This window comes from Pasteurella sp. P03HT, from assembly GCF_054052285.1.
This window is the reverse complement of sequence record NZ_JBSIUM010000011.1, coordinates 23,674-37,370: the sequence shown is the minus strand read 5'-3', so window position 1 is coordinate 37,370 and position 13,697 is coordinate 23,674. Positions and strand designations below refer to the sequence as shown.

Annotated in this window: 25 protein-coding genes and 1 riboswitch; of the genes, 3 read left to right on the top strand and 22 right to left on the bottom strand. The window is 39.6% G+C overall.

The window, feature by feature from the left end:
• Nucleotides 1-61: 61 nt before the first annotated feature.
• Nucleotides 62-210: riboswitch (FMN riboswitch) on the bottom strand.
• Between the two features lie 95 nt (nucleotides 211-305).
• The 3 genes from ubiK to ACWIT3_RS09105 all read left to right on the top strand — a co-directional run bounded on the left by ubiK (nucleotide 306) and on the right by ACWIT3_RS09105 (nucleotide 2,599).
• Nucleotides 306-557: a ubiquinone biosynthesis accessory factor UbiK gene (ubiK, locus tag ACWIT3_RS09115; protein ID WP_457162379.1), complete on the top strand. Its 252-nt coding sequence runs from the start codon at nucleotides 306-308 to the stop codon at nucleotides 555-557.
• A 75-nt stretch (nucleotides 558-632) separates the two neighbouring features.
• Nucleotides 633-1,922 (top strand): multifunctional transcriptional regulator/nicotinamide-nucleotide adenylyltransferase/ribosylnicotinamide kinase NadR, encoded by a 1,290-nt coding sequence (gene nadR, locus ACWIT3_RS09110; RefSeq protein ID WP_457162378.1) that lies wholly within the window; start codon nucleotides 633-635, stop codon nucleotides 1,920-1,922.
• Nucleotides 1,919-2,599, top strand: a complete 681-nt coding sequence (locus tag ACWIT3_RS09105) for a metallophosphoesterase family protein (protein WP_457162377.1) — start codon at nucleotides 1,919-1,921, stop codon at nucleotides 2,597-2,599. Before nadR ends, ACWIT3_RS09105 begins: the two co-directional genes overlap by 4 nt.
• 398 nt (nucleotides 2,600-2,997) lie before the next feature.
• On the opposite strand, the gene rplQ is transcribed toward ACWIT3_RS09105, so the two are convergent.
• The 22 genes from rplQ to rplV all read right to left on the bottom strand — a co-directional run bounded on the left by rplQ (nucleotide 2,998) and on the right by rplV (nucleotide 13,697).
• The gene (gene rplQ, locus ACWIT3_RS09100; protein ID WP_032855573.1) at nucleotides 2,998-3,387 is read right to left on the bottom strand and encodes a 50S ribosomal protein L17; all 390 of its coding nucleotides are present in this window, start codon (nucleotides 3,385-3,387) and stop codon (nucleotides 2,998-3,000) included.
• Between the two features lie 41 nt (nucleotides 3,388-3,428).
• On the bottom strand, nucleotides 3,429-4,418 hold the full coding sequence (locus tag ACWIT3_RS09095; protein WP_005764296.1) for a DNA-directed RNA polymerase subunit alpha: 990 nt from the start codon (nucleotides 4,416-4,418) through the stop codon (nucleotides 3,429-3,431).
• 32 nt (nucleotides 4,419-4,450) lie between these two features.
• Nucleotides 4,451-5,071 (bottom strand): 30S ribosomal protein S4, encoded by a 621-nt coding sequence (rpsD, locus tag ACWIT3_RS09090; protein ID WP_005717911.1) that lies wholly within the window; start codon nucleotides 5,069-5,071, stop codon nucleotides 4,451-4,453.
• Between the two features lie 29 nt (nucleotides 5,072-5,100).
• The gene (rpsK, locus tag ACWIT3_RS09085; protein ID WP_005701868.1) at nucleotides 5,101-5,490 is read right to left on the bottom strand and encodes a 30S ribosomal protein S11; all 390 of its coding nucleotides are present in this window, start codon (nucleotides 5,488-5,490) and stop codon (nucleotides 5,101-5,103) included.
• Between the two features lie 17 nt (nucleotides 5,491-5,507).
• On the bottom strand, nucleotides 5,508-5,864 hold the full coding sequence (rpsM, locus tag ACWIT3_RS09080) for a 30S ribosomal protein S13 (RefSeq protein WP_005717912.1): 357 nt from the start codon (nucleotides 5,862-5,864) through the stop codon (nucleotides 5,508-5,510).
• A 140-nt stretch (nucleotides 5,865-6,004) separates the two neighbouring features.
• The gene (gene rpmJ / locus ACWIT3_RS09075; protein ID WP_005548767.1) at nucleotides 6,005-6,118 is read right to left on the bottom strand and encodes a 50S ribosomal protein L36; all 114 of its coding nucleotides are present in this window, start codon (nucleotides 6,116-6,118) and stop codon (nucleotides 6,005-6,007) included.
• 28 nt (nucleotides 6,119-6,146) lie between these two features.
• On the bottom strand, nucleotides 6,147-7,472 hold the full coding sequence (gene secY / locus ACWIT3_RS09070) for a preprotein translocase subunit SecY (protein WP_457162376.1): 1,326 nt from the start codon (nucleotides 7,470-7,472) through the stop codon (nucleotides 6,147-6,149).
• 7 nt (nucleotides 7,473-7,479) lie between these two features.
• Complete coding sequence (rplO, locus tag ACWIT3_RS09065; protein ID WP_046339252.1) at nucleotides 7,480-7,914, bottom strand: 50S ribosomal protein L15; 435 nt, start codon at nucleotides 7,912-7,914, stop codon at nucleotides 7,480-7,482.
• Nucleotides 7,915-7,918: 4 nt separating this feature from the next.
• Complete coding sequence (gene rpmD / locus ACWIT3_RS09060; RefSeq protein ID WP_046339253.1) at nucleotides 7,919-8,098, bottom strand: 50S ribosomal protein L30; 180 nt, start codon at nucleotides 8,096-8,098, stop codon at nucleotides 7,919-7,921.
• A 6-nt stretch (nucleotides 8,099-8,104) separates the two neighbouring features.
• The gene (rpsE, locus tag ACWIT3_RS09055; protein WP_005764304.1) at nucleotides 8,105-8,605 is read right to left on the bottom strand and encodes a 30S ribosomal protein S5; all 501 of its coding nucleotides are present in this window, start codon (nucleotides 8,603-8,605) and stop codon (nucleotides 8,105-8,107) included.
• Nucleotides 8,606-8,620: 15 nt separating this feature from the next.
• Nucleotides 8,621-8,974, bottom strand: coding sequence for a 50S ribosomal protein L18 (rplR, locus tag ACWIT3_RS09050; protein ID WP_046339254.1), 354 nt, complete (start codon nucleotides 8,972-8,974; stop codon nucleotides 8,621-8,623).
• Between the two features lie 13 nt (nucleotides 8,975-8,987).
• The gene (gene rplF / locus ACWIT3_RS09045; protein WP_046339255.1) at nucleotides 8,988-9,521 is read right to left on the bottom strand and encodes a 50S ribosomal protein L6; all 534 of its coding nucleotides are present in this window, start codon (nucleotides 9,519-9,521) and stop codon (nucleotides 8,988-8,990) included.
• Between the two features lie 15 nt (nucleotides 9,522-9,536).
• The gene (gene rpsH, locus ACWIT3_RS09040; RefSeq protein WP_046339256.1) at nucleotides 9,537-9,929 is read right to left on the bottom strand and encodes a 30S ribosomal protein S8; all 393 of its coding nucleotides are present in this window, start codon (nucleotides 9,927-9,929) and stop codon (nucleotides 9,537-9,539) included.
• A 35-nt stretch (nucleotides 9,930-9,964) separates the two neighbouring features.
• Entirely contained in the window at nucleotides 9,965-10,270 is a 306-nt protein-coding gene (rpsN, locus tag ACWIT3_RS09035) for a 30S ribosomal protein S14 (protein WP_046339257.1), read from the bottom strand.
• Between the two features lie 11 nt (nucleotides 10,271-10,281).
• Nucleotides 10,282-10,821: a 50S ribosomal protein L5 gene (rplE, locus tag ACWIT3_RS09030; protein WP_046339258.1), complete on the bottom strand. Its 540-nt coding sequence runs from the start codon at nucleotides 10,819-10,821 to the stop codon at nucleotides 10,282-10,284.
• A 17-nt stretch (nucleotides 10,822-10,838) separates the two neighbouring features.
• Complete coding sequence (rplX, locus tag ACWIT3_RS09025) at nucleotides 10,839-11,150, bottom strand: 50S ribosomal protein L24 (protein ID WP_457162375.1); 312 nt, start codon at nucleotides 11,148-11,150, stop codon at nucleotides 10,839-10,841.
• Nucleotides 11,151-11,163: 13 nt separating this feature from the next.
• The gene (rplN, locus tag ACWIT3_RS09020) at nucleotides 11,164-11,535 is read right to left on the bottom strand and encodes a 50S ribosomal protein L14 (RefSeq protein ID WP_005548786.1); all 372 of its coding nucleotides are present in this window, start codon (nucleotides 11,533-11,535) and stop codon (nucleotides 11,164-11,166) included.
• A 231-nt stretch (nucleotides 11,536-11,766) separates the two neighbouring features.
• Entirely contained in the window at nucleotides 11,767-12,024 is a 258-nt protein-coding gene (gene rpsQ / locus ACWIT3_RS09015) for a 30S ribosomal protein S17 (RefSeq protein WP_005764317.1), read from the bottom strand.
• Nucleotides 12,024-12,215 (bottom strand): 50S ribosomal protein L29, encoded by a 192-nt coding sequence (gene rpmC / locus ACWIT3_RS09010; protein ID WP_005706394.1) that lies wholly within the window; start codon nucleotides 12,213-12,215, stop codon nucleotides 12,024-12,026. The genes rpsQ and rpmC overlap by 1 nt, the downstream gene beginning before the upstream one ends.
• Nucleotides 12,215-12,625 carry a 50S ribosomal protein L16 gene (gene rplP / locus ACWIT3_RS09005; protein ID WP_005717925.1) on the bottom strand — a complete coding sequence of 137 codons (411 nt, stop codon included), beginning with the start codon at nucleotides 12,623-12,625 and terminating at the stop codon, nucleotides 12,215-12,217. Before rplP ends, rpmC begins: the two co-directional genes overlap by 1 nt.
• A 13-nt stretch (nucleotides 12,626-12,638) precedes the next feature.
• Nucleotides 12,639-13,346, bottom strand: coding sequence for a 30S ribosomal protein S3 (gene rpsC / locus ACWIT3_RS09000; protein ID WP_005717926.1), 708 nt, complete (start codon nucleotides 13,344-13,346; stop codon nucleotides 12,639-12,641).
• 18 nt (nucleotides 13,347-13,364) lie between these two features.
• On the bottom strand, nucleotides 13,365-13,697 hold the full coding sequence (rplV, locus tag ACWIT3_RS08995) for a 50S ribosomal protein L22 (RefSeq protein WP_005625897.1): 333 nt from the start codon (nucleotides 13,695-13,697) through the stop codon (nucleotides 13,365-13,367).

The following is a 13,697-nucleotide window of genomic DNA, read 5'->3' as shown; positions in this document are numbered from 1 at the left end:
GAGAAAAATTATGTCGCTAAGAAAATCTTAAACAAAAAATACAGGTTTTAATAAAAAACCTGCTTATTCTCTTCCATCCAGACTATACTGTCGGCTTTGGATTTTCACCAAATCTGCTGACTTTGCTCTATTTTGTTATAGCAAACGCTCGTGGGCTTATGCGACGCACTTACCACCGGTAGGGAATTCCACCCTGCCCTGAGAATGTACAAATAGTATAACGCAAAGTTAATCTTGAAAAAATGTTTTTATTTGTAGCAAGATTACATACAATAGACAGACTTATACAAGATATGGAGTAATTTATGCTAAATCCGAAAAAAATAGAGCAAGTTATACAACAAATTCAAGATTCCTTACCACAAGGTATCAAAGAGTTAGGTCAAGATGCTGAAGCAAAACTGAAACAAACGCTACAAGCACAGCTTTCCAAGCTTGACTTAGTGACACGAGAAGAGTTTGACGTGCAAACTCAAGTTTTGATGCGTACACGTGAAAAATTAGTTGAACTCGAACAACGCGTAAATGCCCTACTTGAACAACAATCGCAGCCTTAACTGACCATCGATGATGTAGCATAAAAGTGCGGTGAGTTTTGATAAGATGTCTGAATAGCCTTCAAGGAATAAAGTATGTCAACTTTTGCCTACTTACAACAAAAACGCAAACAGCTGAACTTAAAAGTCAATGATATTTGCCAGCAAGCTAATATTACTCGAGCTTATTTTAATCAACTCGTTAGCGGTAAAATTAAAAATCCTAGCGCAACTAAGCTTAGTGCATTACATAAAGTCCTGCAAATTACTGAGCCAAATAATAAAAAAGTAGGGGTTATTTTCGGCAAATTTTATCCTGTACATACAGGACATATTAATATGATCTATGAAGCTTTTAGTAAAGTAGATGAAATTCATATTATTGTCTGTAGCGATACAGAACGAGATTTAAAGCTATTTTATGACAGCAAAATGAAACGCATGCCAACAGTGCAGGACCGCCTACGTTGGATGCAACAAATCTTTAAATATCAAAAAAACCAAATTTTTATTCATCATCTCGTTGAAGACGGTATCCCAAGCTATCCAAATGGTTGGGCTGCTTGGGCAGAACAAGTAAAATACCTGTTTAAAGAAAAAAATTTCACCCCAAGTGTCGTATTCAGTAGTGAAGTACAAGATAAAGCGCCTTATGAAAAGTATTTAGGATTAGATGTAGTATTAGTCGACCCAGAACGTCAATTTTTTAATGTTTCTGCAACAAAAATTCGCAATAATCCTTTCCACTACTGGAAATTTATCCCAAAAGAAGTGCGCCCATTCTTTGCCAAAACAATTGCTATTCTCGGTGGCGAAAGTAGTGGTAAAACCGTGTTGGTCAATAAACTTGCTACGGTATTTAACACCACATCAGCCTGGGAATATGGTCGCGAATTTGTGTTTGAAAAATTAGGTGGTGATGAACAAGCCATGCAATATTCAGACTATCCACAAATGGCATTAGGTCATCAACGTTATATCGATTATGCCGTTCGTCATGCTCATAAAGTCGCCATTATTGATACTGACTTCATCACGACACAAGCGTTTTGTATTCAATATGAAGGTAAGGCCCATCCTTTCTTAGACTCTATGATCAAAGAATATCCTTTTGATGTCACAATCTTACTCAATAATAATACTAAATGGGTTGATGATGGTTTACGCAGTTTAGGCAATCAAAAACAGCGTCAACGCTTTCAATTATTACTGAAAAAATTGCTAGATAAATATAACGTACCTTATATTGAGATTGACTCCCCTAGCTATCTAGAGCGCTATAATCAAGTCAAAAAAATTGTTGAGAAAATCCTAAATGAAGAAGAACTCCCTTCGCTACACAATGAACATGGCATAAAATCAGTTTTTGAGGAAGAAGACGTATGATTCTATTTGCAGGTGACCCACATGGTAATTTTGATCACCTCTACCCTTTTATTCAATCACACCAACATGTTGCGTTAATTATACTAGGCGACTTACAACTCACAACGCCAAGTGAATTAGAAAAACTGGCTGAACATTGCGATCTATGGTTTATCCATGGTAATCATGACAGCAAAACCATTTCTGCCTTTGAAGCGATTTGGGAAAGCGAATGGCAAACACGTAACTTGCATGGAAAAGTTGTTGAAATCCAAGGGAAACGTATTGCAGGTTTAGGTGGTGTCTTTAGGGGGCAAATCTGGATGCCACCCAATAAACCCCTTTTCCTTGATCCTATCCATTATTGCCAATATTGCTCACAAGAAAAGATTTGGCGAGGTGGTATTCCATTACGTCATCGCACATCTATTTTCCCATCTGATATTGAAGCATTAGAACAGATGCAGGCGGATATTCTCATCTGTCATGAAGCCCCTAAACCTCATCCATCAGGATTTGATGTCTTAAATGACTTAGCTGAAAAAATGAACGTAAAACACATCTTTCATGGTCATCATCACGAAAATTTTGATTATAAAGCGACGGAAGAGCATCCCTATCAAATTACTAACGTTGGCTTCCGCAGCTTATGTGATATAAATGGTACTTATTTGATTACAGGTATTGATGATCGCTAAGATCATCAATACCTCATTTTGAATAAATGATTTAATGAAAGCCAACTCCTCTCATCAAAATCTACATATCATCTAAATAACAAGGAATCTTATACACACATACGATGTTATCGTAATACTATAGCATTACTCATTGACTCTTCTAAAAGAACACAAGCCTATATTTACTTTATAGCAAATAAAGTACAAAAAACTTCTCGCAAAATAAAGACTGAATGAAATTATTCGCCAATAAATTGAACTCCACTTTTCTCTTACAGATTCAGACTACAATTTCCTCACTGTAAGCATTTTATATCAGCCCTCATTATTGGGTTAAGAGTAATATAAAAAAAGAAAACCCACTAAACAATGTTAGTGGGTTTTATCTAAAATAAGTTATAAGCTAACTTAAATCATTATTCTGCAGCAGCTTCTTCAGTCGCTACTTCTGGGCGATCAACTAACTCAATGTAAGCCATTGGTGCATTATCGCCAGCACGGAAACCACATTTCAAAATACGGGTGTAACCACCTGCACGTTGAGCAAAACGTGGACCTAATTCATTGAATAATTTAGCAACAGTTTCAATGTTGCGTGTACGAGCAAAAGCTAAACGACGATTTGCAACGCTATCTACTTTTGCTAATGTAATTAACGGTTCAACTACACGACGTAATTCTTTAGCTTTTGGCAATGTAGTCTTGATAATTTCGTGACTAACTAAAGAGCTTGCCATATTACGGAACATCGCTTGGCGATGGCTGCTATTACGGTTTAGTTGACGACCACTCTTACGATGGCGCATGACCTTATCCTTCTCAGAAAAATCTTTAACCTATGACCAAACTAGTCTTCAGCAATACTTGCTGGTGGCCAATTCTCAAGGCGCATACCTAGTGATAAGCCGCGCGAAGCAAGAACGTCCTTAATTTCAGTAAGAGATTTCTTACCAAGATTAGGCGTTTTTAATAACTCAACTTCAGTACGCTGTACTAAATCACCGATATAGTGAATTGTTTCTGCTTTCAAACAGTTAGCAGAACGAACTGTCAACTCTAAGTCATCAACAGGACGCAACAGAATCGGATCGAATTCTGGTTTTTCTTCCTTAACTTCTGGTTGACGAACATCACGCAAATCAACGAATGCATCAAGTTGCTCTGCTAAAATTGTTGCTGCACGACGAATTGCTTCCTCTGGATCAATAGTGCCGTTTGTTTCTAACTCGATAACAAGTTTATCTAAGTCAGTGCGCTGTTCAACACGTGCCGCTTCAACATTGTAAGCGATACGGTCTACTGGGCTATAACAAGCATCTACTAATAGACGACCAATTGGTCTTTCTTCATCTTGAGCGTGTACACGAGCTGAAGCGGGTACATAACCTCTGCCACGTTGAACACGAATACGCATATTAATCGATGCGTTTTCATCAGTCAAATGACAGATAACATGCTCAGGATTTACGATTTCAACATCTCCATCATGGGTGATGTCAGCTGCAACAACAGGGCCAATTCCAGATTTGTTTAATGTCAGAAATACATCATCTTTATTCTGAACTTTAACCGCTAGGCCTTTTAAGTTTAGAAGCACTTCAAGAATATCCTCTTGAACACCTTCTTTACTGCTGTATTCGTGCAATACGCCATCAATTTCTACTTCAGTTACAGCACAACCTGGCATTGAAGATAGAAGAATACGACGCAATGCATTACCTAAAGTGTGGCCGAATCCACGCTCTAACGGTTCTAAGATCACTTTAGCATGAGTTGAGCTAATTTGCTCAATATCAACTAAGCGTGGCTTTAAAAATTCTGTAACAGAACCCTGCATTTTATCCTCTCTTTGCTTCTAAGCTTTAACTATTATTTAGAGTAAAGCTCAACGATCAGATGTTCGTTAATGTCTGCTGATAAATCAGAACGTTCAGGAACACGTTTGAACACACCTTCCATTTTAGCAGCATCAACTTCTAACCAAGTTGGTTTTTCTCTTTGTTCTGCTAACTCTAATGATGCTTTAATACGTGCTTGTTTTTTAGATTTCTCACGAACAGCGACTACATCATTAACTGAAACTTGGAATGATGGGATATTAACAACACGACCATTTACAACAATCGCTTTATGACTCACCAATTGGCGAGCTTCTGCGCGAGTTGCAGCAAAGCCCATGCGATAAACAACGTTATCCAATCTACCTTCCAATAATACTAGTAAATTTTCACCAGTATTACCTTTTAAGCGGTTTGCTTCTTTATAATAATTACGGAATTGACGTTCTAAGATACCGTAAATACGACGAACTTTTTGTTTTTCACGTAATTGACTACCGTAGTCAGATAAACGTGGCTTACGAGCGCCATGTTGACCTGGAGCGGTATCAATTTTACATTTTGATTCAATCGCGCGCACACCTGACTTAAGGAATAAGTCAGTGCCTTCACGACGGCTTAGCTTGAGCTTAGGACCCAAATATCTTGCCATTTTCTTTCTCCAACTATCCTAATACGCCATTAAACACGACGTTTTTTCGGTGGACGACAACCGTTATGAGGAATCGGAGTCACATCAGTAATATTCGTAATACGGAAACCCGCAGCGTTTAACGCACGAATAGTAGACTCACGACCAGGACCAGGTCCTTTCACCATAACTTCCAAGTTCTTTAAGCCGAATTCTTTTACAACTTCAGCACAACGTTCAGCCGCAACTTGTGCAGCAAACGGGGTAGATTTACGAGAACCGCGGAAACCTGAACCACCAGCAGTAGCCCATGCGAGAGCGTTGCCTTGACGGTCAGTAATGGTAACGATTGTATTATTGAAAGATGCGTGAATGTGAGCTACGCCATCTACAACTTGTTTTTTTACACGTTTACGTGCACGAACTGGTGTTTTAGCCATTTTTACCTTACCCCGACTTATTTCTTGATCGGCTTACGAGGACCCTTACGGGTACGCGCATTAGTTTTAGTACGTTGACCACGTACCGGTAAACCACGACGATGACGTAAACCACGATAACAACCCAAGTCTAATAGACGTTTGATGTTTAGTGTTACTTCACGACGTAAGTCACCTTCAACGGTAAATTTACCAACTTCGTCACGCAGTTTATCAATCTGCTCTTCAGACAATTCGCTGATCTTAACATCTTCAGCAATACCCGTAGCTGCACAAATAGCTTGTGCACGAGTTTTACCGATACCATAAATTGCAGTTAAAGCGATTACAGTGTGTTTATGATCAGGAATGTTAATGCCTGCAATACGGGCCACTATGCACTCCTATTATTTTAACTAATTTGACACTTTGATCTTGAAAAGCCCGTTTTCAGGATACTCAAACAAAGTGTCAAGGACATAAATGAGCTGAGCAGTATAACTGCCCAACTGGTTCTTTGCAAGAAAAATATCAATTAACCTTGACGTTGTTTATGTTTAGGGTCGCTACAAAGGACACGAACAACACCTTCACGCTTAACAATTTTACAGTTACGACATAATTTCTTAACGGAAGCACGAACTTTCATTGCTTATCCCTTTTATTTAATGGACAAATTATTGTCCGAAACCTTTAAGGTTTGCTTTCTTCAACGCAGATTCATACTTCGTCGACATCAAATGACTCTGAACCTGAGCGATGAAATCCATAATTACTACGACAACAATCAGTAAAGAAGTACCACCAAAATAGAATTGTACATTCCACGCTGATGTCATAACGTAAGGAACCAAACATACAAATGTAATATATAGACCGCCAATTAATGTTAAGCGAGTCATAATTTTATCAACATAACGTGATGTCTGTTCACCTGGTCTAATTCCTGGTATAAATGCACCAGATTTTTTCAAATTATCCGCTGTATCACGAGGATTATATTGCATTGCAGTATAGAAAAAACTAAAGAAAATAATTGCTACAGCATAAACAAGCAAATATAGCGGCTGACCTGGATGTAATAACATTGACAAATCAGTTAACCATTCTAAGCTAGAACCTTCACCAAGCCACTGCGCTAATGTTGCAGGGAATAAAATAATACTTGAAGCGAAGATCGCTGGAATAACACCAGCCATATTCACTTTTAAAGGTAAGTGTGTTGAATGACCACCTAAAATTTGACGACCTTGTTGACGTTTAGCATATTCAACTTTAATTCTTCTTTGTCCTCTTTCAACAAAGACAACAAAGTATGTTACTGCAAACACAATAACTGCGATCAATAAGAGAACTAATAGATGCATTTGACCTTGGCGAGTTTGCTCAATCGTTTGACCAATTGCCGATGGTAAGCCTGCAACAATACCAGCAAAGATAATTAAAGAAATACCATTACCAATACCACGTTCTGTAATTTGCTCACCAAGCCACATTAAGAACATTGTTCCAGTAACAAGGCTAATTACTGCAGTAAAATAAAAACCAAAACCTAAGTTAGGAACTAGTCCAGGTAACATATTTGGTAGACCTGTTGAAATACCAACAGCCTGTAAGGTTGCAAGCACTAACGTTGAATAACGTGTGTACTTACTAATTTTACGGCGTCCAGATTCACCTTCTTTCTTTAACTCTGCTAATGCAGGGTGAACCGTCGTTAATAATTGGATGATAATCGATGCCGAAATATAAGGCATGATACCTAACGCAAAAATAGACGCACGGCTCAATGCACCACCAGAGAACATGTTAAACATATCAATGATGGTGCCTTTTTGTTGTTCAATTAATTGAGCTAACACGGCCGCATCAATACCAGGAACCGGAATGAAAGAACCAATACGGAAAACGATAAGTGCACCTAATACAAATAATAATCTGCTTTTCAGCTCACCTGTACCGCTTTGAGTACTTCTACTTTGATAACCTGGTTGCTTAGCCATTTATTTATTATTCCTCAACTGAACCGCCAGCAGCTTCAATTGCTGCTTTAGCACCTTTAGTTACACGTAAACCACGAACAACGACAGCCCCCTTCACTTCACCTGCTAAAATAACTTTAGCAAATTGAATATCTTTTGTAAGGATATTAGCTGCTTTTAATGATTCAAGTGTCACTACGCCACCTTCAACTTTGGTTAGATCATTTAAACGAACTTCAGCTGTTACCGCTGATTTCATAGAAGTGAAACCAAATTTTGGTAAACGACGATATAAAGGCATTTGTCCACCTTCGAAACCGCGACGAACACCGCCACCAGTACGAGATTTTTGACCTTTATGACCACGGCCACCAGTTTTACCTAAACCAGAACCAATACCGCGACCTAAACGTTTAGCACTGTGCTTAGCACCTTCAGCTGGTGATAGAGTATTTAAACGCATTCTCTTACTCCTCCACTTTAACCATGTATGAAACTTGGTTAATCATACCACGTACTGCTGGTGTATCGATTAACTCAACAGTATGATGCATATGGCGAAGACCAAGACCACGCAATGTAGCTTTATGCTTCGGTAAACGAGCAATAGCACTACGAACTTGAGTTACTTTAATAGTTTTAGCCATTATCAATTACCCCAAGATTTCATCAACGGTTTTGCCACGTTTTGCAGCAACCATTTCTGGTGATTTCATATTTGCTAGTGCATCAATTGTTGCACGAACAACGTTAATTGGGTTAGTTGAACCGTATGCTTTAGACAGAACGTTACGAACACCTGCAACTTCTAATACTGCACGCATTGCACCGCCTGCGATGATACCTGTACCTTCACTAGCTGGTTGCATAAATACGCGAGAACCCGTATGAGAACCTTTAATTGGATGTTGTAATGTACCTTCATTTAAAGCTACATTGATCATATTGCGACGTGCTTTTTCCATCGCTTTTTGGATCGCTGCCGGAACTTCGCGCGCTTTACCATAACCAAAACCAACGCGACCGTTACCATCACCTACTACAGTTAATGCAGTAAAGCTCATGATACGACCACCTTTGACAGTTTTTGATACACGGTTTACCGCGATCAGCTTCTCTTGCAGTTCACCAGCTTGTTTTTCGATGTTTGCCATCTCAAATTACCTCTATTAGAACTGTAGACCAGCTTCACGGGCAGCGTCCGCTAAAGTTTGGACACGACCATGATATTTAAAACCAGAACGATCAAAAGCAACATCTTTGATGCCTTTTGCTAATGCTCTTTCTGCAACAACTTTTCCTACTACTGCTGCTGCATCTTTATTTCCGGTATATTTCACTTGCTCACTAATTACTTTTTCAACAGTTGAAGCAGCGGCAAGAACTTCTGAACCGTTCGGTGCAATCACTTGCGCATAAATATGACGCGGAGTACGGTGAATAACTAAACGAGTTACTCCCTGCTCTTTCATCATATGACGTGCGCGAGCTGCACGACGGATACGAGCTGATTTCTTATCCATAGTGTTACCTTAATTATTTTTTCTTAGCCTCTTTGATACGTACCACTTCATCAGCGTAACGTACCCCTTTACCTTTATAAGGCTCAGGACGGCGATAAGCACGAATATCTGCTGCTACTTGACCGATTAACTGCTTGTCAGCGCCTTTCAACACAATTTCAGTCTGAGATGGACACTCAGCAGTAATACCTGCAGGTAAAACATGCTCGACTGGGTGAGAAAAACCTAAACTTAAAGCAACAGCATTGCCTTTCATTTGTGCTCTATAACCAACACCCACCAATTGTAACTTCTTAGTGAAGCCTTCAGTAACACCGATAACCATTGCATTAACTAATGCACGAGCAGTACCTGCTTGAGCATCAGCGCCAGCAATACCTTCACGTGGTGCGAAGGTTAATTCGTTATTATCTTGCTTAACTTCAACTGCGTCATGAATGGTACGAGATAACTCGCCATTTTTTCCTTTAACTGTTAATAACTGACCGTTGAGTTTTACCTCAACACCGGCAGGAATACTAACAGGTGCTTTTGCAACACGAGACATTTTCCTACCTCTCTATTAAGCTACGTAACAGATAATCTCACCGCCTAAACCCGCTTGGCGAGCTGCACGGTCAGTCATCACACCTTTAGATGTAGAAATCACTGCAACACCTAAACCACCCATTACTTTTGGTAATTCATCTTTACGTTTATAAATACGTAAACCTGGGCGGCTAACACGTTGGATGCTTTCTACAACTGGTTTGCCTTGGAAATATTTTAAAGTAATTTCCAATTCTGGTTTTACACCATCTAAAACTTTAACGCTTTCGATATAACCTTCTTCAGCTAATACATTGGCAATTGCCACTTTTAGCTTGGATGAAGGCATACTAATCGCAACTTTGTTCGCAGCTTGACCGTTACGAATACGAGTCAACATATCTGCGATTGGATCTTGCATACTCATGTATTTTTACTCCGATTCCAAAATAAAGTGGTAAATTACCAACTAGCTTTCTTAAGGCCTGGAATTTCGCCGCGCATTGCAGCTTCACGTACCTTAATACGACTTAAACCAAACTTACGAAGAACACCATGTGGACGTCCAGTTTGGCGGCAACGGTTACGCTGACGGCTTGGGCTAGAATCACGTGGTAAAGTTTGTAACTTTAACACTGCATTCCAACGGTCTTCGTCAGAGGCATTTACATCAGAAATGATCTGTTTTAATTCAACACGTTTTGCGTAGAATTTTTCAGCTAGTTTTACGCGTTTTACATCACGCGCTTTCATTGATTGTTTAGCCATGATAACCTGCCTTATTTACGGAATGGGAAATTAAAGGCAGCAAGTAGTGCTTGACCTTCTTCATCACTTTTCGCAGTCGTAGTGATAGTAATATCTAAACCACGAACACGATCCACTTTATCATAATCGATTTCAGGGAAGATGATTTGCTCACGCACGCCCATGCTGTAATTACCACGACCATCAAATGATTTCGCGTTTAAACCGCGGAAGTCACGAATACGTGGAACAGCAATTGTAATTAAACGTTCAAAGAACTCCCACATACGCTCACCACGTAGTGTTACTTTACAACCGATTGGATATCCCTGACGGATTTTAAAGCCTGCAACAGATTTGCGAGCTTTTGTAATCAAAGGTTTCTGACCGCTAATTGCTGCTAAATCTGCTACTGCATTATCTAGCAATTTCTTATCGGTCAATGCTTCACCCACACCCATATTTAGGGTTATCTTTTCGATTCGTGGGACTTGCATGACAGATTTGTAGTTGAATTTTTCTTTCAATTCATTCACTACTTGATCTCTGTAGTAATCATGCAGTTTCGCCATCGCATTACTCCAGTTTGTTAAATGATTTCATTGTTAGATTTGAAGAAACGAACTTTCTTATCGTCTTCGAATCTAAAACCTACACGGTCAGCTTTATTTGTTTTTGGGTTAAAAATCGCAACATTTGACGCATCAATTGCTGCTTCTTTCTTCACTAAACCACCTTCTTTACCTAAAGCAGGAACTGGTTTTTCATGTTTAGTGATGATATTTACACCTTCAACAATCACTTTACCATTTGGTAACACTTTAGTTACCTTACCACGCTTACCTTTATCTTTACCAGCAAGCACGATTACTTCATCGTTTTGACGAATTTTTGCAGCCATTTGTCACTTCTCCTTACAGTACTTCTGGCGCCAAAGAAATGATCTTCATAAACTTCTCAGAACGAAGTTCACGAGTCACTGGTCCAAAAATACGAGTACCGATTGGTTGCTCTGTGTTATTATTTAAAATTACACAAGCGTTACCATCGAAGCGAATGACTGATCCATCTGGGCGACGAACACCCTTCTTGGTGCGCACAACAACTGCTTTTAATACATCACCTTTTTTAACTTTACCGCGAGGAATTGCTTCTTTCACAGTAATTTTGATGATATCACCAATAGCAGCGTAACGACGGTGCGATCCACCTAGAACCTTGATACACATTACACTGCGAGCGCCTGAGTTATCAGCAACGTCCAGCATAGTCTGTTCTTGGATCATCTTAGTACTCCGCTAAAATTAATAAAACCCTTTCGGGACGAACCTATCCATATATACAGATAGGTCGTGGATTCTACCATAAGAAATAAGATGAAAGCAATATAAACAGCGGTTAAAAATGGAAAGATTTTTAACCACAAGCTCAAATTAAAACTTATGTTTTCAACCAATTTGAATAAAAAAGCCAACGATGTAATATCATTGGCTTTTTAACGTTATATTAAGTTGATATTAAGCAATTACTGCTTTTTCAACGACACGAACTAAAGTCCATGATTTCGTTTTAGAGAGTGGACGACACTCTTTAACTTCAACGACATCACCTAATTTAGCTTCGTTGTTCTCGTCATGCACGTGTAATTTGGTTGTGCGACGGATAAACTTACCGTAAAGTGGGTGTTTAACCTTGCGTTCAATAGCAACAACGAACGATTTGTCCATTTTGTCACTAACTACTTTACCTTGCACGCTACGAATTTTATCAGTCATTACTCACCCGCCTTCTCGGTTAATACAGTTTTTACTTGTGCAATGCTACGACGCACTTGTTTTAACTGATGGGTTTGTTGAAGCTGACCGGTGGCTGCTTGCATACGCAATTTGAATTGCTCACCTAAAAGGTTCACTAACTCAGCATTCAGCTCTTCAACATTTTTGTTACGTAGTTCTTGAGCTTTCATTACATCACCGTCTTAGTTACGAAAGTGGTCTTAATTGGCAATTTAGCAGCTGCTAATGCAAATGCGTTTCTTGCGATCTCTTCAGACACACCATCCATTTCATATAGTACTTTACCCGGTTGGATCAAGGCTACCCAGTACTCAACGTTACCTTTACCTTTACCCATACGGACTTCTAATGGTTTCTCAGTAATTGGTTTATCTGGGAACACACGGATCCAGATTTTACCTTGACGTTTAACCGCACGAGTCATCGCACGACGAGCTGCCTCAATTTGGCGAGCTGTTAAACGACCACGACCAACTGCTTTCAAACCAAAGGTACCGAAGCTTACTTCTGTACCTGCTGCAATACCACGGTTACGACCTTTGTGGACTTTGCGGAATTTTGTACGTTTTGGTTGCAACATCTAGCGATTCTCCTTACTTACGACCTTTGCCGCGTGGAGCCTTTTTAGGCTTGTCAGCAGGTTGTTGTTCTGGTTGCGCGATTGCAGCCATTCCACCGAGGATTTCACCTTTGAAGATCCATACTTTAATACCGATTACACCGTATGTAGTATGTGCTTCAGCAGTGTTATAGTCGATGTCCGCACGTAATGTATGTAGAGGTACACGACCTTCACGATACCATTCAGAACGTGCAATTTCTGCACCACCTAAACGACCGCTTACTTCAACTTTGATACCTTTAGCGCCTAAACGCATTGCGTTTTGTACTGCACGTTTCATAGCGCGACGGAACATTACACGACGCTCTAATTGAGAAGCGATGCTGTCTGCAACTAATTTTGCATCTAATTCAGGTTTTTTCACTTCAGCGATGTTGATTTGTGCTGGAACGCCTGCGATAGCCGCAACTGCGTTACGTAATTTTTCAACATCTTCGCCTTTTTTACCAATTACGATACCAGGACGAGCTGTGTGAATAGTTACACGGATGCTTTTTGCTGGACGCTCAATAGTGATGCGTGAAACTGAAGCATTCGCTAATTCTTTATTCAAGAATTTACGTACTTTGAAATCGCCATCTAAATTATCAGCGAAATCTTGTGTATTCGCGAACCAAGTAGAGCTCCAAGGCTTAACAATACCTAGGCGAATACCATGTGGATGTACTTTTTGACCCATTGCTATTCCTCTACTTTATTAACGATCTGACACAACCACAGTGATGTGGCTAGTACGTTTTAAAATACGATCTGCACGACCTTTAGCACGTGGCATAACACGTTTCATGCTTGGACCTTCATCTACGAAAATCTTCGCTACTTTAAGATCATCGATATCTGCACCGTCATTGTGCTCTGCGTTAGCAATTGCTGATTCAAGCACTTTTTTCACTAAAGCTGCCGCTTTTTTGTTAGTGAAAGTTAAAATTTCTAATGCTTGAGCAACTTTCTTGCCGCGGATTAAATCCGCAACTAAGCGAGCTTTTTGCGCTGAAGTGCGAGCGTAACGATGTTTTGCAATAGTTTCCAT

Coding starts and splice junctions, on each gene's coding strand:
- rplP (WP_005717925.1), bottom strand. CDS start 12,625: ATGTTGCAACCAAAACGTACAAAATTCCGCAAAGTCCACAAAGGTCGT.
- ACWIT3_RS09105 (WP_457162377.1), top strand. CDS start 1,919: ATGATTCTATTTGCAGGTGACCCACATGGTAATTTTGATCACCTCTAC.
- ubiK (WP_457162379.1), top strand. CDS start 306: ATGCTAAATCCGAAAAAAATAGAGCAAGTTATACAACAAATTCAAGAT.
- rplQ (WP_032855573.1), bottom strand. CDS start 3,387: ATGCGCCATCGTAAGAGTGGTCGTCAACTAAACCGTAATAGCAGCCAT.
- rpsC (WP_005717926.1), bottom strand. CDS start 13,346: ATGGGTCAAAAAGTACATCCACATGGTATTCGCCTAGGTATTGTTAAG.
- rpmD (WP_046339253.1), bottom strand. CDS start 8,098: ATGGCTAAAACTATTAAAGTAACTCAAGTTCGTAGTGCTATTGCTCGT.
- rpsH (WP_046339256.1), bottom strand. CDS start 9,929: ATGAGTATGCAAGATCCAATCGCAGATATGTTGACTCGTATTCGTAAC.
- secY (WP_457162376.1), bottom strand. CDS start 7,472: ATGGCTAAGCAACCAGGTTATCAAAGTAGAAGTACTCAAAGCGGTACA.
- rplN (WP_005548786.1), bottom strand. CDS start 11,535: ATGATCCAAGAACAGACTATGCTGGACGTTGCTGATAACTCAGGCGCT.
- rpsN (WP_046339257.1), bottom strand. CDS start 10,270: ATGGCTAAACAATCAATGAAAGCGCGTGATGTAAAACGCGTAAAACTA.
- rplF (WP_046339255.1), bottom strand. CDS start 9,521: ATGTCTCGTGTTGCAAAAGCACCTGTTAGTATTCCTGCCGGTGTTGAG.
- ACWIT3_RS09095 (WP_005764296.1), bottom strand. CDS start 4,418: ATGCAGGGTTCTGTTACAGAATTTTTAAAGCCACGCTTAGTTGATATT.
- rpmJ (WP_005548767.1), bottom strand. CDS start 6,118: ATGAAAGTTCGTGCTTCCGTTAAGAAATTATGTCGTAACTGTAAAATT.
- nadR (WP_457162378.1), top strand. CDS start 633: ATGTCAACTTTTGCCTACTTACAACAAAAACGCAAACAGCTGAACTTA.
- rplO (WP_046339252.1), bottom strand. CDS start 7,914: ATGCGTTTAAATACTCTATCACCAGCTGAAGGTGCTAAGCACAGTGCT.
- rpsE (WP_005764304.1), bottom strand. CDS start 8,605: ATGGCAAACATCGAAAAACAAGCTGGTGAACTGCAAGAGAAGCTGATC.
- rpsD (WP_005717911.1), bottom strand. CDS start 5,071: ATGGCAAGATATTTGGGTCCTAAGCTCAAGCTAAGCCGTCGTGAAGGC.
- rplX (WP_457162375.1), bottom strand. CDS start 11,150: ATGGCTGCAAAAATTCGTCAAAACGATGAAGTAATCGTGCTTGCTGGT.
- rplR (WP_046339254.1), bottom strand. CDS start 8,974: ATGGATAAGAAATCAGCTCGTATCCGTCGTGCAGCTCGCGCACGTCAT.
- rpsK (WP_005701868.1), bottom strand. CDS start 5,490: ATGGCTAAAACACCAGTTCGTGCACGTAAACGTGTAAAAAAACAAGTT.
- rpsQ (WP_005764317.1), bottom strand. CDS start 12,024: ATGACTGATAAAATTCGTAGCGTGCAAGGTAAAGTAGTTAGTGACAAA.
- rplV (WP_005625897.1), bottom strand. CDS start 13,697: ATGGAAACTATTGCAAAACATCGTTACGCTCGCACTTCAGCGCAAAAA.
- rpmC (WP_005706394.1), bottom strand. CDS start 12,215: ATGAAAGCTCAAGAACTACGTAACAAAAATGTTGAAGAGCTGAATGCT.
- rplE (WP_046339258.1), bottom strand. CDS start 10,821: ATGGCGAAACTGCATGATTACTACAGAGATCAAGTAGTGAATGAATTG.